This window comes from Microvirga sp. HBU67558, assembly GCF_018069605.1.
Classification (GTDB): Bacteria; Pseudomonadota; Alphaproteobacteria; order Rhizobiales; family Beijerinckiaceae; genus Microvirga; species Microvirga terrae.
In genome coordinates this window covers 1-15,300 of record NZ_JAGPUP010000508.1, presented here as the reverse complement: position 1 = coordinate 15,300, position 15,300 = coordinate 1, and the positions used below count along the sequence as shown (strand labels likewise).

Annotated in this window: 14 protein-coding genes; 2 read left to right on the top strand and 12 right to left on the bottom strand. The window is 59.3% G+C overall.

All coding sequences use genetic code 11. From position 1 onward, the window contains the following. Nucleotides 1–467: 467 nt before the first annotated feature. The 12 genes from KBI52_RS12855 to KBI52_RS12800 all read right to left on the bottom strand — a co-directional run bounded on the left by KBI52_RS12855 (nt 468) and on the right by KBI52_RS12800 (nt 12,729). Nucleotides 468–1,298, bottom strand: coding sequence for an aldo/keto reductase (locus KBI52_RS12855; protein ID WP_210807894.1), 831 nt, complete (start codon nt 1,296–1,298; stop codon nt 468–470). An 83-nt stretch (nt 1,299–1,381) separates the two neighbouring features. After that, entirely contained in the window at nt 1,382–2,539 is a 1,158-nt protein-coding gene (locus KBI52_RS12850) for an iron-containing alcohol dehydrogenase (protein WP_210807892.1), read from the bottom strand. Nucleotides 2,540–2,918: 379 nt separating this feature from the next. Continuing rightward, nucleotides 2,919–3,452, bottom strand: coding sequence for a 2,4'-dihydroxyacetophenone dioxygenase family protein (locus tag KBI52_RS12845; protein WP_173946307.1), 534 nt, complete (start codon nt 3,450–3,452; stop codon nt 2,919–2,921). A 29-nt stretch (nt 3,453–3,481) separates the two neighbouring features. Then, a complete protein-coding gene (locus KBI52_RS12840) occupies nt 3,482–4,222 on the bottom strand; it encodes an SDR family NAD(P)-dependent oxidoreductase (RefSeq protein ID WP_247654360.1) in 741 nt (246 codons plus the stop codon). 312 nt (nt 4,223–4,534) lie between these two features. Further along, nucleotides 4,535–5,293 carry a ribonuclease activity regulator RraA gene (locus tag KBI52_RS12835; RefSeq protein WP_173946309.1) on the bottom strand — a complete coding sequence of 253 codons (759 nt, stop codon included), beginning with the start codon at nt 5,291–5,293 and terminating at the stop codon, nt 4,535–4,537. A gap of 248 nt (nt 5,294–5,541) precedes the next feature. After that, a complete protein-coding gene (locus tag KBI52_RS12830) occupies nt 5,542–6,360 on the bottom strand; it encodes an aldo/keto reductase (RefSeq protein ID WP_173946310.1) in 819 nt (272 codons plus the stop codon). A gap of 10 nt (nt 6,361–6,370) precedes the next feature. Next, nucleotides 6,371–7,285 carry a carbohydrate ABC transporter permease gene (locus KBI52_RS12825; RefSeq protein ID WP_173946311.1) on the bottom strand — a complete coding sequence of 305 codons (915 nt, stop codon included), beginning with the start codon at nt 7,283–7,285 and terminating at the stop codon, nt 6,371–6,373. Continuing rightward, nucleotides 7,282–8,142 (bottom strand): carbohydrate ABC transporter permease, encoded by an 861-nt coding sequence (locus tag KBI52_RS12820; RefSeq protein WP_210807890.1) that lies wholly within the window; start codon nt 8,140–8,142, stop codon nt 7,282–7,284. Before KBI52_RS12820 ends, KBI52_RS12825 begins: the two co-directional genes overlap by 4 nt. A gap of 72 nt (nt 8,143–8,214) precedes the next feature. Further along, nucleotides 8,215–9,483 carry a sugar ABC transporter substrate-binding protein gene (locus KBI52_RS12815; protein ID WP_262266292.1) on the bottom strand — a complete coding sequence of 423 codons (1,269 nt, stop codon included), beginning with the start codon at nt 9,481–9,483 and terminating at the stop codon, nt 8,215–8,217. Nucleotides 9,484–9,625: 142 nt separating this feature from the next. Then, nucleotides 9,626–10,843: an amidohydrolase/deacetylase family metallohydrolase gene (locus KBI52_RS12810; RefSeq protein WP_210807888.1), complete on the bottom strand. Its 1,218-nt coding sequence runs from the start codon at nt 10,841–10,843 to the stop codon at nt 9,626–9,628. 60 nt (nt 10,844–10,903) lie between these two features. Beyond that, complete coding sequence (locus KBI52_RS12805) at nt 10,904–12,064, bottom strand: mandelate racemase/muconate lactonizing enzyme family protein (RefSeq protein WP_210807886.1); 1,161 nt, start codon at nt 12,062–12,064, stop codon at nt 10,904–10,906. Nucleotides 12,065–12,297: 233 nt separating this feature from the next. Next, a complete protein-coding gene (locus KBI52_RS12800; protein WP_173946316.1) occupies nt 12,298–12,729 on the bottom strand; it encodes a VOC family protein in 432 nt (143 codons plus the stop codon). A gap of 173 nt (nt 12,730–12,902) precedes the next feature. On the opposite strand from KBI52_RS12800, the gene KBI52_RS12795 reads away from it, so the two are divergent. Both KBI52_RS12795 and KBI52_RS12790 read left to right on the top strand, forming a co-directional pair. Beyond that, a complete protein-coding gene (locus tag KBI52_RS12795) occupies nt 12,903–13,691 on the top strand; it encodes an IclR family transcriptional regulator (protein ID WP_247654359.1) in 789 nt (262 codons plus the stop codon). A 16-nt stretch (nt 13,692–13,707) separates the two neighbouring features. Next, nucleotides 13,708–14,904, top strand: a complete 1,197-nt coding sequence (locus KBI52_RS12790; RefSeq protein ID WP_210807884.1) for a mandelate racemase/muconate lactonizing enzyme family protein — start codon at nt 13,708–13,710, stop codon at nt 14,902–14,904. Nucleotides 14,905–15,300 lie beyond the last annotated feature (396 nt).

Sequence of the window (15,300 nt, the reverse complement as noted above, 5' to 3'; positions counted from 1 at the left end):
TCGAACCCGCGGAGGAAGTTTCTCAAGTGGGAAGGGATCATACAACCTCATCGGTGCACAGGGTTCTGCAGGTTCGTGCCACCATGATGCTGCTAATTTCTGAGGTGGCTAAACGCAATTCCGGAGCATGATGGGCGAGCAGATCCCGGCTCTCACTTCCTATTGATGGCATCAAACCGAATAAGCGCCCCGGTGCCACGCGTTAAGGCATAGCTTCCGCTAGTCTGGGGTCCAGACCCTTCTCGCCTGTTGACAGGATCATGCCTGATGCCCACCGGTCTACCCACGGCATCTAGACTATCGCCTGCGGAAGACGCGAGTGAAGGAACGTCGGCTCGGGGTCACGCACTGACGAACCCCGCCCCCTGGGAAAGTACGCTGCTCCTCGCGAGAGCAGACCCTTGGTCTACTTCCGAGAAGTGCTAATAGGCGACCTTCCGAGTCTAAGGTGCACTTTCACGAATCCCTCACGGACGGAACTGATCCGGGTGCGCTCCAACGCGTCCATCGCTTCTGTCGAGCTTGCTGACCTGCGCGAGGTCATCTGGAGAGAGTGCGAAATCAAAGATATCGAAGTTTTCCCGAATTCGCTCGGATGCAACGGATTTCGGGATCACAGCCACGCCGCTGGCGATATGCCAGCGGATCACGATTTGTGCCCAGGTTTTGCCGTGCTTCGCCGCAAGAGCACTGATTGTCTCATTCTCAGCGAGCTGCCCCCGGCCGAGCGGGCTCCAGGACTGCGTAACAATTCCATGTTTCTGGTGGAATTCTCGCATGACCCGCTGCTGAAACCGCGGGTGCAGCTCTATCTGGTTCAGAACTGGGACAACACCCGTCTCGTTGATGAGGCGCTGGAGATGTTCGATCGTGAAATTGGAAACTCCGATTGACCGCGCACGCCCCTCCTCCTTGATCCGCTGGAAGGCGCGCCATGTCTGCACGTAGCGATCCTCCCAGGCACGGGGCCAGTGAATAAGATAGAGATCCACGTAGTCGGAACCCAGACGCTCCAAACTCTCGTCGAAGGCACGCAGGGCTTCATCATAGCCATGATTAGGATTGGCCAACTTCGTGGTCACGAAGATTTCCTCACGCGCCAATCCACTCGCCCTCAAGGCTTCCCCGACGCCCGCCTCGTTGCCGTAAGCCGCAGCTGAGTCGACCATCCGATATCCGGCTCGGAAAGCTTGGCCGACCACGTGAGCGGCTTCGGAATTGGGAACCTGCCATAGCCCAAAGCCGAGCTGGGGCATGGTGTGGCCGTCGTTGAACTCGAGTTCATGCGGGTTTGGCATTCTGTTGCCCCTTTGCGTGCTGATGCGTTAGTCGCGGGCCGGTTCCTACCCAACACGGCCATGTCGCTCTGCTGAGTGAAGCTTCATGTGGAGGCGTGAAGAGATCCGCCTTCGTACGCCGCCTCCAGGATCGCGAGATAGTCGCTGGCGCTTGCCGGTCGTGGGTTGGTGGCCGATGAATGATCCTTGGTCGCGCTTTCGGCAATGCTGGGGAGCGTGACGCGGGGAACACCCATCGCCGCAAGGCTCTCCGGCATGTCGAGGCGCGCGTTAAGATTACGGAAGAAATCAGCGAGATTCGCTCCAGGCCCGATCCCCACTCGCTGACGCAGAACGTCGTACTTGGGGCCGCAATTCTTCTCATTGAACTCGATCACATAGGGCAGCAGCACGGCGTTCAGTGTCCCATGATGCAGCGAGACCTGCTTCAGGCCTCCGAGAGGATGAGAGAGGGCGTGAACGGCACCAAGGCCCTTCTGGAAGGTCAATCCTCCCTCCAGCGCAGCCATCATCATCTCGTGCCTGGCCGCCGCATCGTCACCGTGGGTCACCGCACGCTCGATGTTCTTGACAGCCCGCTCCAGGCCATCCAGGGCGATGGCCTCCGCCGGAGGGTTGAAGCGCGGGCTCAGGAAGGTCTCGACGCAATGCGTGATTGCGTCCATACCGGTTGCCGCTGTGAGAGCTGGGGGAAGCCCCAATGTCAGCTCGGGATCGCAGATCGCCCGCCGAGGGATGAGATGGGGAGAGATGAACCCGAGCTTGCGCCCATCCTCCAGGGTAATCAGAGCCGCCCGTCCCACCTCACTTCCGGTGCCGGCCGTGGTCGGGAGGGCGATCAAAGGCGCAACCGCTGCGGTGATCTTCGGAATCCCACCCAGAATCGCGGCATAGCCCTCCAGAGGGCCGCTATGGGTGGAAAGCAGCGCAACCCCCTTTGCCAAATCGATCGGCGAGCCGCCGCCTATGGCAATCAATCCGTCGCACCCACGGGAGCGGTAGAGATCCAGCGCAGCGAGTACAGCGCCCTCGGTCGGATTTGTCGGTGTTCCCGTGAAGGTTGGCACGTCGGAGCCGTTCGGAAGCACATTCCTGAGGCGATCAATCAAGCCCGCGCGCTCAAGACCCACGTCGGCAATGATCAGCGGTTTTCTGATATTCAGTTCCTGCAGATCGTCACCGAGCTCGGCGAGGGCACCGGGCGCAAAGCGAATGGTTGTCAGATAAGTAATCAGTGACATTTCGTTTCTCCTGACCTGGCAATGCGGGATGCGCTTGGGCCGCCGATTGTCGTTCGGGCATGAGACCGAGCAATCATCGACGTGACTGCATGAGCCTCTGCGATCCTGCTATCTCAAGCAACTGTCAACGTGCGACTGGCTCCGAGAGACCCCTTCCACGGATCTCTTCGATCGCTGAAAAGCACTTGCGGTGGGAGAAGCCCGCTCCAATGGAGCTCGCGGTACCTCCCTTCTACGTTTGTACGATGCAATCTCACATTGACGACTCAGCGTTGACGAGAATTCAATGTCAAACATCCAAGCGGCAATCGCACCGCGATAGCCAAGCATTTAACCTCGACGGCGTGGGTCCCATGCCAAAACGCTCGATGCCGCCCATTTATCGAATGAATTGGTCGATATATTCGGCTCCCAAGCCATTCTTCGCATAATGATTGCGGCATTTCTCGATCCGAGTGAACACATCGTCGAACCCGGTGGTTTGGCCGTCCGGATCGACATAGATCATTGCGCCGTTGACTTGGAAAAGAGTGATCATTTCATCCACATGGGGATCAACGACAAGCGTATGCGTCTCCCCTGGAGCCTCGTAGGCATAAGATCCCTCTTTGGCGATCCAATCATGCTCCAGGTAGCGCCACTCTCCCCTCAGCACGAAGGCATGAACTGGCTGAGGATGCCGATGGCGCGAAAGCACGCCAGACCTCCTCACGCGCAACAGGTTCATCCAATAGCCGCGTGATGCAGCAAGCAGGAGGGGTCGAAACCACACATTCTCCTCGACCGGGACCCATATCCGCTCGTCTGTCGGGATGACGTTCGGAACCACAAGTTCCGGTGGAGAATCCTTTGGCTGGGAATGCCGGTAGGGAATCCATTTGTCACTGCTTGGAGTGATTTCAGGCTCTGACATTCCATATACTCCTGTGAGATGCGATATCATCAAACGGTGAGGTAGCCGCCATCGACAGCCAGAATGGCCCCCGTCACAAAGCACGCGGCAGGCGAGCCGAGAAAGACCACGCAATTGGCGACCTCACTGGGAAATCCCCATCGGTTCATCGGCATACGGGCCAGGATGGCACGGCTGCGCTCCGGATCGGCCTGAAGATCCTTGGTCAGTGGTGTTGCAATCCAACCCGGCGCGACGGCATTCACACGTATCCCATCTGATGACCAGGCCGCAGCCAGGCTTTTCGTCAGTTGGCTGATTCCACCCTTCGAGGCACTGTAGGCGGGCACTCTCGCTCCCCCGAAGAAGCTGAGCATGGACGCAACATTGACGACCGCTCCCCTGCTGTCACGCAGCTTTTCTCTCGCGGCCGAACAGACACGCATCGCCCCATTCAAGTTGATATCGACAACATCGGCGAAAACATCCGGGTCGTGTTCGACGTCGCGGCGGATCACCCCCGCGGCATTCACCAGCACGTGCAGATGTTCCATCCGCTTGAGCAGGTCTACGATCGCGGGACCGTTCCGCACATCGAGAACCTCGAACACCAGACCGGTATTCTCCGCGTCATCCGAAGCCTGGTCGCGCTCAGATCGCGTCGCTCCGGTCGCGACAACCTCGGCCCCGAGGTCCCGGAAGGCCCTCGCACAAGCAAGCCCAATCCCACTCGTGCCTCCCGACACCAGGACGGTCCGGCGGTCATAGAGCCGAGGTGCGAACGTGTCCATCGTCATCACATCCCTCGCTTTAGAAAGAGAATTTGCCAGAAGAGGTCCGATCTGTCTTGGCCAAGACTATCATGAAGCCGCGACCAAGAAGGCTCTCCTCCCGCGACAACGCCGTGTTCAGAAGGTCCTTGCGCTATTGATCGAAAGCATAACGGCGTACAGCGAAGTAGTAGCGCAGATGTAAAGCCGACTGCGCTTCACCCCGCCGAACATGTAGCCCCCCTCTTGCGAACGGCCCCTCGACGCGTCGTTGCGACCAGGACAGGAATCCGGCCGAGCATCGCGCTTCCCGGCGCAAAAGACCGGGGATGCTCATGCGTGGGAAGATCCATTCTGGGCGTTGCGCCACGCGATGTATTCCTCTTGCACCTCTTCCGTCAGCGGATAATATTTCCGCAAATCGCCACCCTGCGACAGGCGGTAGCGGGCGAATTCCTCCCACTCAGCATGTTCGCCCGCCACCTCGATGAGCTTCGGGGCGAGCGCGACCGGAACGACCACGACGCCGTCGTCATCCGCGACGACGATGTCTCCCGGAATGACCAGGACGTTACCGCAGGCAATGGGAACATTAACTGCGAATGGAATCAGGGCCGTTTGGGCATGGTAATTCGGCGTCACGCCTTTCACCCAGATTCCAAGATCCAATTCCTTGGCCTTGGCTGAGTCCCGGATGCAGCCGTCGACCACCACGCCGGCCCCGCCTCTGCCGGCGAAGAAGGTCAGCATCATCTCCCCGAAAATGCCGCTGGCCATATCCCCGCGCGCATCGACGATCACCATGTCACCCGCTTGGGCCGGATAGAGCACGTGCCTGTGCAGCTGCAGCTCGGGATTTTCGTATTCGTTGGTACCGTAAAGGTCCTCGCGCTTGGGCATACACTGCAAGGTCAGCGCAGGTCCGGCGACTGATTTCCCTTGCTTGAGCGGTAGCGGACCACGGATCTGCGGGTCGCGAATGCCCATGAGGCTGAGCTCGCTACTTGCAGTGGCCGTTCCGATTAGCGCCAGCGCGTCCGAGAGCTTGCGCGGAGGCCGCACAATGTCTTTGATCTGAGGGATGGGTTTCATTCTGAAATCCTCATGTTGGAAAACGATTGGCAAAGAGCTGATGACGGATCACGAGGCCGGCCCGCTCGCAAAAGGCTCGATCCGCTGGCCGGTTTGGGTGTCAAAGATACGGATCCGTTCGAGACGAGGCGCGAAGGCGAGGCGCGCCCCGGCAGCAGCACGACGCGGTCGCGGAACAACACCACGACTTTCTGCACGCTGCTGACGGATACTCTCCGCATGATGTCCTCTCGCGCCCCGGCTCGAAACTAGTCGTCCCACCTTGGGGATTTTGTCGGGTTGATCCGCCGTTCGCTGCGGTTGAGAGCCCGGATCTGCCCCATCTCGTCGTCGGAAAGGCGCACTTCGAGGGACCGCATGTTCTCACGCAGGTTGACGGGATTGGACGAGGCCGGAATGACGGCATGGCCTTCCGCCATCAGGAAAGCGAGGGCGACTGCAGCCGGAGTGACCCCATGACGCTCTCCAAGGGCCACCAGCACAGGATCCGATCTTACATCTCCTTGTGCTAGAGGCTGGTATGCCGTGAGAGGAAGGCCGATCGAGCGCGCATAGTTTGATAGCCGCGGCGCCTGCAGATAGGGATGGATTTCCACCTGGTTGGTGACAACTGCCCCATCTCCGAGAAGTGCCCGTGTCTGCTCGAGCATCGCGATCGGAAAGTTCGAGACGCCGATGAAGCGGGAATGGCCGATGTCCTGTGCCCGCTTGAGCTCGGTCATGTAGTCTTCAAAGGGCACCGCATTGTTCTGGGATGGCCAGTGGATGAGAAGCAGATCGACATGGTCGAGACCGAGGGTCTCCAAGCTCTCTTCGACACTCGGCATGAAGCCCACCCTGTCGAGCTTTGTGTCGGCAACCTTCGTTGTGATAAAGACTTGTTCCCTGGGAATTCCGGACCGGCGAAAGGCTTCACCGACCGGTCGCTCGGTATCGTAGCTCTGGGCCGTGTCGATATGCCTGTAGCCGAGTTCGAGGGCTGCCAGGATGCTTGCCATCCCGGCATCTCCGGTTCTCCCGTACGTCCCGAGACCAATGGTCGGCATGGTGGCGGCGATGCATGTCATGGATTGCTCCTCAGCCTTTGGTGGCGCCGGCGGTCAGCCCCCCCACGAACAGGCGCTGCATCGACAGAAACAAAAGTGCGATTGGAAGCGTCATGATCACGGATGCCGCCATGACCGCGCCCCAGTCCGTATTGAACTCCGTCGAGAACTCCGCCAGCCCGATGGGAAGCGTCTTGACCGATGAATCACTGGCGAAGCACAGTGCGAAGATGAACTCGTTCCAAGTCGTCACGAAGGAGTACACCACCACTGCCACGATCCCGGGCGTCGAGAGGGGAAGCGTGATCCGGAACAGCACGCCCACGCGGGAGGCGCCGTCGATAATCGCCGCCTCGTCGAGCTCGACCGGGATCGCCTTGAAGTAGCTGGTCAGCATCCACACCGAGAGGGGCAGTGTGATGATCATGTAGACCAGGATCAGGCCCCAGTAAGTGTTCACCAGTCCCAGCACGCGCAGCGTCACAAACAGCGGCACGATAATAGCGGCCGTAGGCAGCAGCTGACCGACAAGCACGAAGGCCTGGAACAGCGGCTTGCCCTTGAAGTCGAACCGCGCGAAGCCGTAGGACGCAAACACAGCCAAGCACAGCGCCAGCCCGGTGGCTCCGACCGAGATGATCACGCTGTTGAGAAAGTAGCGGGGAATGTTCGATTCGAAGAGAACCTTGTGGTAGTTGCCCCAGGTGGGCGCCGCCGGCCACCAGATCGGCGGAATGGTATAAAGCTCGCGCAGGGTCTTTATCGACGAGAGGCTCATCCACCAGAAGGGAAAGAGGCATATCGCCACCAGCAGAATGCAGCCGATGACGATGAACGGGGTGCCAAGTCCGGTGCGATCCGAAGGGCTGGTCGGCTTGGCGGACGCCGACGTGTTTTCTGCTGCGGCAGCCTGCTTGGGCGGTAGCACGTGAGCATTTGTGGTCATCGCGCCTCTCCCGGAGCTGCGGCGAGTGCCTTGATGTAGAAGAACACGATCAGGATCGCGACCGCGAAGAACATCACGGACAACGCCGCGGCTTGGTTGAACTGCACGTTCTCGAAGGCGATGCGGAAGATCTGAATCGGCGTGATCAAGGTGCTGTTGGCCGGACCACCGCGAGTGATGGCATAGATAATGGTGATGGAGTTAAGACCCCAGATCACCAGAAGCAGAGTCACGGCGACCAGGACCGGCCGCACCTGCGGCAGCATGATGTGGCGCACCTCCTCCCAAAAGTCGGCCCCGTCGACCCGAGCGGCTTCATAGAGTTCCTTCGGGATTGACTGGAGGCCGGCCAGCACCATGACGGCGACGAAGGGAAAAAGCTTCCAGACATTGATGGCGATGAGCACCGGCATGACGGTGTCGCGGTTGGTGAGCCAGCCGATGGGCTGCTCAATCAGACCGGGCGCGGTCATCATGTAGTTGATGATGCCGAACTCGGTGTGGAACATCCACGCGAACGTGGTGGCCGCGACGATGCTGGGTATGACCCACGGAATGAGCGCAACGGAGCGCACGATGGAGCGGCCGGGAAAGCTCTGATTGAGCAGGATCGCGGTTGCGGTCCCGAGCAGGACTTGAAAGATGATGGAGCCGCCGACCCAATACAGAGTGTTCCAGAAGGCCTGGGGCGTAGCGCGGGAACGGAGCACGGTAGCGAAGTTCTTGACTCCGACGAAATTGGATTGGCTGTCAGTGACGCTGAGCAGACCCGTGTAGGAAACAGGATAAGCAATCAGCATAGCCAGGACGACCAACGCAGGCAAAATGAACCAGTAGCCTGTCGATTGACGAGACATGAGACCGTCCTCGAATAGAAGGGGGATTCAGCAGCACACGCCGCTGAATCCTGGAACTCGGGCTCGCGGGAACTACTCGTCGAGCAGGGACTGGATATCGTCGGCCGCGTTGTCCATGGCCTCCTGCGGCTCTTCCTTGCCGAGCATGATGCCCTGGACGTTGTTGAAGTAGGCCTGGGTGATCTGGACCCAATTCTTGTGGCTTGGAGCAGGCCGCCCATACGGCAGCATTGCCTTATAGCCTGCCAGGATCGGTTCATCGAAGCGAGGAAGTTTCATCGACGAAACGCGCGCTGGGAACGTATCGGTGAAGTAACCCTGGTTCTCCGGAGTGTTCAGGAACTGGATGAACTTCTTTGTTTCTGTCGGATTCTTCGCGCTCTTCGGGACGATGAAGCTCCAGCCGCCCAGAATGGCTGCGGTATTCTTACCCTGCGGATGGGGAATTTGCATCACGCCAATGTCGATCTTAGAATTTTCCTTCAGGATCGAAGCCAGGTCGAACTGCCCCGCCTGGTACATCGATACCTTTTCAGCGATGAAGAGACGCCGGTTGGCAATACCGTCGTTCTCCAGCGTCGATGTCGGAGATATCTTCTTCTTGTAGAAGTCCGTATAGAACTTTACCGCTTCCACGGCCTCGGGCTTGTTGATGAGAGCCGTCTTGGCATCCTTCGAGATGATGTCTCCGCCGTTCATCCAGATGAAGGGCAGCGACCGGAAGATCGTATTGCCGACCTCACCGCCACCCGTGACCGCAAAGCCGAACCGTCCTCCCCGTGTCAGAGCGGTTGCGGTTTTCACGAACTCGTCCCAGGTCTGCGGTGGCTTTTCAGGATCGAGCCCTGCCTCCTTGAAGTGACCTTTGTTGTAAATCACCGCAAGCGTTTCGATACGGTACGGGATCGCCCAGAGCTTTCCGTTCCAGGTTACGTAGTCCAGCGCCGCGGGAACATAGTCACCCCGGTCCTGCAGCGTGTCATCGAGGGGAATGACGAGGTTGTTCTGGGCATAGCCGTTCACCCATCCGTGTTGCACCTCAATGAGATCTGGCGCAGCACCGGATTGCAGCGTGGTCAGAACGCGCTGCGGCAAGCCATCGGACGTCGTCACCTCGATCTTGATCTTGGTGTCCGGGATCGCCTTCATGAATTTGTCGGCCAAGTCTCGGGCCCGTGCCTCGCCCCAATTGGGCGTCCACCAAATCACGTCACCGGCAAGGCAGTTGCCGGCCGACAGCGCCAGCATAGATGCTGCCAGGAGAACACCGGACCGTTTTGATTTCTTCATCTTCTCTCCTCCCTGAAGGAAACAACCTTGCATCATTGTGCGGATGCGCACCGGGTGTCCCAGCTGATTGGCTTCTTTACTGGTTCATATTTGAACATGGCCAATTCAATCTAACTAAAGTTATGGTCCGAATGTGATGGATGTCAACCATTTATCTTGAGCTACTTCACCGCTGGAGAGTTCGAGTTGACGATTACTTCCGATCACCACGGTCTCGGCCTTTCCGGCTCTGATCTGATGAGTATGTTCGGCCCTCGGCCCGCCCGTCATCGAGCATATCGATGATCTGTCCTCGACACAGCGTCAGCGCGCATTCGAGTGTAGTTGGCGCTTCCCTACCAACGCCGAGAGAGTCATGGACCTGAACGGGATCGTGCCGGACGTGGAACACGGCCAGGTCCGCCTCCTCTCCAAGCTCGACCCTACCAAGATCCGGCCGACCCAGAATGTCGGCTGGAGAGCATGTCGTCAGCCTGATCACTTGCTCTAGGGAGAAGCCGAGCGACAGGAATTTGGCCATGACGTGCGGAAGGTCTTTGACGACGCCCTCGATATTGTGCGCGTGAATATCCGTGCTGATCGCGTCTGGAAGCAGGCCCTCCTCGATGGCGGCCTGTGCAACCTCGAATGAGAAGCTCGCTCCGCCGTGCCCCAGGTCCATCTTGACGCCACGGGCGAGCGCCTCGCGCACGGACGGCCGCAGGCGCATGCGCTGGTCGAGGACACATCCACCGACCGACGGATTGTAGATATGGGTCAGAATATCACCAGCCTTGAGATAAGGGAGAACTTCATCAATGATCGGCGGAGCGTTTCCGATATGGATCATAAGCGGCACCTCGAGGATGTTCGCAGCCTCCCGCGCGAGCGGCAGAACGACAGGGCCATTTGCGCCACAGGCGTTGTTGCTGGCTCGCAGTTTGACGCCCGCGATTACGGATCCATATTCCGCCCTGACGCGCCGTAGCTCGCGAAGGTCCGCGAAGCGCCAATCGAACAACTCGCCGACGTCGATGCTCAGGTTGCCGGCCTGAGTGAGGCCGATATAGGAGAGGTTGATGAAGGGAATGATCCGCAGCCGGCTCGGCTTGATCACATGGTGAAAGAACCCTTCGAAGGTTGCCGCTCCGCTGGAGCCACAATCGACCCACGTCGTCACGCCGCTCCGTGGGCCGACCTTGTCGGCGTTCACGCCGAGCAGAGTGCCGCCCCAATAGGCATGGGTATGCATATCGACCAGACCTGGCACGACGAGAGCACCGGTTGCATCAATAACGTGGTATCCGCTAGCGTCGATATGGGGAGCAAGGCCTACTATTTTGCCGTCTGCTATTGCGACGTCCAGGATCTCGTCGCGCCCGGAAGAGGGATCGAGAAGGCGTCCATTCCTAATCAGCAACCTCTCGCTCATCACGGCCCTCGGAGGCTTACCGTTCCATCAACAGCGTTGACCTCTTAGAAGCTCCCGACCTCAAAACGTCTTTTCGCCGGTGGCAATTCCGCGGGTGTTGATGGTTCCATCGAACAGCGGCACGTCGTGGTCGTCATAGGGAAACCGCGCGCACGCGTCCTCTATCAGCTCGACACCAAGGCCCGGAGCCGTGGGCGCGAGGATATGTCCGCACTCGAACTGTAGGGTCTCGCGCACCAACTCCTTACGCCATGGAACATCCACGGAAACCGTTTCGAAGACCGAAAAGTTCGGGACGGCGATAGACATGTGGAGCGTCATGGCATTCATCACGGGCCCAACTGGATTATGTGGCGCGACCGGGATCAGATGGCTATGCGCCAGATGCGCGATCCGTTTCGTCTCGCCGAGACCGCCCGCATGAGAGACATCAGGCTGAAGGATGTCGACGGCCTTCTTGTTCAGGGCTTCGATGAAGCGGGAGGGCTCGAACCAGCGCTCGCCGGCTGCGATCGCAACCGGACTGTTGGCTCGGACTTCCGCCAGCGCGTCGATGCTTTCAGGGGGTGTCGGCTCCTCAATCCAAGTCAGGTCGTAACGCTCGAGAGCCTTGCACATGGCGATGGCCGTGGGGACATTCAGCCGGCCATGAACGTCGAGCATGAGGTTGACATCAGGCCCAACGGCATCGCGCACGGCTTCCACGATCTCGATCGTTGTGCGGCGCTGCTGCCGATCCATCTCGAGGTCGGCAGCTCCAAAGGGGTCCCACTTGAGAGCCCGATATCCCATGGCAACGGCATTGCGGGCGTTGGCTGCATATTGCTCCGGCGTCTCGGAACCGAAGAACCAGTGGTTCGCATAGCAGGCCACCTGATCTCTGAACTTACCCCCAAGAAGCTCGAAGACTGGCACGCCAAGGGCTTTTCCCTTGATATCCAGTAGAGCCGCCTCGATCGCACCTAAAGCCGTGCGGAAGACCGCACCTGTGCGCCAGTAGCTGTCACGGTGGAGTTGCTCGACGATAGCATCTACCGCAAACGGATCGCGGCCCACGAGCACGCGTTCGAGCTCCTCCAGGGCAGCGACGACGGTCTTGGTCTTCCACTCTAATGTGGCCTCCCCGATCCCCTCGATTCCTTCATCGGTATAGAGCTTGACGAACACGAAGTTCGTGCGCGAGACATTGGCGACGAACACCTTCTGGGCCACGATTTTCATTCAGTTTCCTCCAGCTCGGCCTTCGGCGCGGCTCTTGAAGCAAGGCAGGCTTCATATGCTTTGACTTAGGTCGGCCGGAGGCCGATCGGTACTTCTTGTTCTCGACGCCTTACGCGCTCAGAGCGTGGAGCTTTTGAGCCTTTAGAAGCTCCACATCCGATGAACCGCAGACGATCATCTCGCGCCGGATCACTTGGAGAGCTCGCCAATGGATAATGCGGACTATGTCCGGTTCAAGCCCGCTTGAGCCGCGCGATGGCCGCCGCCTGCATGCTGTCAGGAGCCATCTGCATGAGCTCGATCCGATGGCCATCGGGATCCTCGATCCAAGCCTGCCAATTGCCGTCCGCTCCCAGCACCTTGGGACGGATCAGCGGAACCCCGCTGGCCTCCAGCTCGCGCAGAGTCTGATCGATATCGGGAACGGAAAGGCACATGTGGTTGTAACCGACAGCTTCCCGTTCCGCTGCCCGTTCTCCCTCCCCATCGGGAAAGACCTCGAGGAATTGATCATCCGTGATCCTGAGATAGACGAGCCAGAGCCGTCCATCCCGATCAAGCCGCATCATTTCCGAGAAGCCGAGCTTGTTTGTGTAAAAATCGAGGGTACGCGCGGCATCCTTCACCCGGATGGCAACATGAGCAATCGATGAAACTGTCAGCATGGCAGCGTCACCTCTGCTCGCGCGCCCCAAGCCCTGAATATAGAACGACTACTCTGCTCCATCTCCGTCTCCTCCCGCGGCCTGTTGACGGCATCGCCTTATTCAAATATGAATTTTATTAGTTCAAATGTATGGTACTAGTCGACCAGAACTTGTCAATAGCGGACTTAACGATGATGGACGAGATTACGCAGGACGTAGAAAACAAACACACGATCCCTGCTATCGATCGGATGATGCAGGTTCTGGAAGCGCTTGAGCACAACAACAGTACCGGCCTGACCATCCGAGAACTGGCCGACGTCCTCGATCTGCCGCGGACTGCCGTCTATCGCATTCTCAATACGCTGCAGCGACACGATATGGTGTACCGCGACAAGGCGGGGGCCTACAGCCTCGGGCGCAGGCTTCTGGCTTTGGCCTCTCACGTCGCATCCCGCGCGAACGACTTCGACATCGCGGCGTTCAGCCAGCCCTTCCTGGAGAGGCTCTCATCCGACCTCGGTGAAGGCGTCAAGCTCAGCGTCATTGATGACGAGGGCATCATCGTCGTCGCCGCTGCGCAAGGGCGGCGGGAATATGCCCTGACGGTAAAGCCTGGCCAGCGCATGCCAATCCATGCGAGTGCCGCGAGCAAGCTGCTGCTGTCGTACATGGAGCCGGAGATGTTGAACCAATGGCTCGCGGAACCGCTCCCTGCTTACACCAGCAAGACGCTCACCGATCCTAAGCGCCTGCGGGCTGAGTTCACGCGGATCAGGAGGCTCGGCTGGGCCCAGGACAAGGGAGAAAGTGCCCCTAGCATCTGCGCCTTCGCTGCTCCCGTTTTTTTCAAGGAAGGCAAGCTTGCCGCGGCTGTGAGCGTGCCCTTTTTGGCTGGTGCCGAGCCAAGTCGGATGGAGGAAATCCGTATGGCTGCCATAGAGACCGCTCGTGCCATGACGAATGCGATGCCAGCATAGCTGCCGGGAGAAGTGGATGAAAATCGTCGATCTCAAATGCGCCATCATCGGCAAGAGCCCAGTCGTTCGGATCGTCACGGACGAGGGTATCTCGGGCTATGCCCAGGCCGAGACATGGAAGCATTATCTGAAGCCGCACATCCTCGCTCTGCGCGAGGCGCTGATCGGCGAAGACCCCACGCTCGTCGAGCGAGTCATGCTCAAGATCAGGCAGCGCGGAGGGTTCAAGCCATGGGGAGCGGCAGTCAGCGCCGTCGAGATAGCCCTATGGGACTTGGCAGGTAAAGCCGCAGGCGTGCCCGTTCACAGGCTGCTCGGCGGTAAGGTCCGCGACAAGGTGCGGGTCTACAATGGCTCCATCCGCTTCCCTCTCGCAGGCCATAGGCCGGAAGATTACGCCGACGACATGCGCAAGATGATGGCGCTTCCCGAAGGGTTCACCATCTTCAAGCAGCCGATCGGCTTTCACTCCCCCATGAAGAGGGAAGTGCCGAACTTCTATTACGGCGAACCGAACGCCAGCCCATTCCATGGCGCTCTCGACCGTGGCCCTGTGACGGAGAAGGGGCTTCGTCACCTCGTGGACTGCGTCGCCGCCATGAAGGAGGTGGCGGGAAGGAATGTGGGCCTGGCGCTTGATTGCGGCCCCGGCTGGATGCTTGGCGATGCCATTCGGCTTGCCAGCATGCTCGAGCCTTTCAACCTCCTGTGGATCGAAGACGTGCTGTCGGGCGATTATACGCCCTGGGTGAATGCGGGCACCTATCGTGAGCTAACCCGCACCTCCGTCACCCCGATTCACACGGGAGAGCAGATCTATCTGCGGCAGAACTTCAAGGAACTCATCGAAACCCATGCGGTGCATGTGATCGGTCCAGATCCCGCCGATGTCGGGGGCATTGCCGAGCTGAAATGGATTGCTGAATTCGCCGACCTGCATGGCATCACGATCGCCCCGCATGGCACCGCGAACGGCCTGCTGGGTCTCGCGGCCCTGATCCAAGTAAGCGCAACGCTTCCCGGCAACTTCATCGCCTTCGAGTACACAACCGCGGATCCGCCATGGTGGAGCGAAATCGTAGAAGGGCTCCCCAGCCCTATCGTCCAAAACGGCATGATCGACGTTCTCGACAGGCCGGGCATGGGAGTCGAGCTCATCCCCGAGCGGGCGAAGGAATACCTGACCGAAGACGACCAGGCCTTCTTCTCATGAGCTTCTCATCTGTCATGATTTCGTCACGGCGTTTGAAGCCGGACTGCCAGAAGGCTAGATATCCAATCCTGTCGTGGGTCTGTGGCCACAATCTGCCATTGGTCAGCCACCGTGGTCTTGGCCGGGGAATGCCGGACTGAGAAAGCCCTGCCCGTCCGAAAGGCTCGATGGTCGTGTGGCAAGCGCGATAGCCAACTGATTTCAGCCTCATGCCAGGAGAAGCCATTCTCGCGAAGTTGGGCGAAGACAGAAGGCGCCGCAGCCCGGCCGACGCCGCAATCGCATTGCACATGGAGGCGCAACTCCCTTCCGGCTCGGCACTCTGAATTACAGGCGCTTTCCGGTCTGCTCGTCGAAGAGGTGGACGAGCTTGGGATCGGGGGTGACGCGGATCTG

Coding starts and splice junctions, on each gene's coding strand:
- KBI52_RS12845 (WP_173946307.1), bottom strand. CDS start 3,452: ATGTCAGAGCCTGAAATCACTCCAAGCAGTGACAAATGGATTCCCTAC.
- KBI52_RS12810 (WP_210807888.1), bottom strand. CDS start 10,843: ATGAGCGAGAGGTTGCTGATTAGGAATGGACGCCTTCTCGATCCCTCT.
- KBI52_RS12800 (WP_173946316.1), bottom strand. CDS start 12,729: ATGCTGACAGTTTCATCGATTGCTCATGTTGCCATCCGGGTGAAGGAT.
- KBI52_RS12835 (WP_173946309.1), bottom strand. CDS start 5,293: ATGAAACCCATCCCTCAGATCAAAGACATTGTGCGGCCTCCGCGCAAG.
- KBI52_RS12840 (WP_247654360.1), bottom strand. CDS start 4,222: ATGGACACGTTCGCACCTCGGCTCTATGACCGCCGGACCGTCCTGGTG.
- KBI52_RS12825 (WP_173946311.1), bottom strand. CDS start 7,285: ATGACCACAAATGCTCACGTGCTACCGCCCAAGCAGGCTGCCGCAGCA.
- KBI52_RS12805 (WP_210807886.1), bottom strand. CDS start 12,064: ATGAAAATCGTGGCCCAGAAGGTGTTCGTCGCCAATGTCTCGCGCACG.
- KBI52_RS12790 (WP_210807884.1), top strand. CDS start 13,708: ATGAAAATCGTCGATCTCAAATGCGCCATCATCGGCAAGAGCCCAGTC.
- KBI52_RS12795 (WP_247654359.1), top strand. CDS start 12,903: ATGATGGACGAGATTACGCAGGACGTAGAAAACAAACACACGATCCCT.
- KBI52_RS12830 (WP_173946310.1), bottom strand. CDS start 6,360: ATGACATGCATCGCCGCCACCATGCCGACCATTGGTCTCGGGACGTAC.
- KBI52_RS12820 (WP_210807890.1), bottom strand. CDS start 8,142: ATGTCTCGTCAATCGACAGGCTACTGGTTCATTTTGCCTGCGTTGGTC.
- KBI52_RS12850 (WP_210807892.1), bottom strand. CDS start 2,539: ATGTCACTGATTACTTATCTGACAACCATTCGCTTTGCGCCCGGTGCC.
- KBI52_RS12855 (WP_210807894.1), bottom strand. CDS start 1,298: ATGCCAAACCCGCATGAACTCGAGTTCAACGACGGCCACACCATGCCC.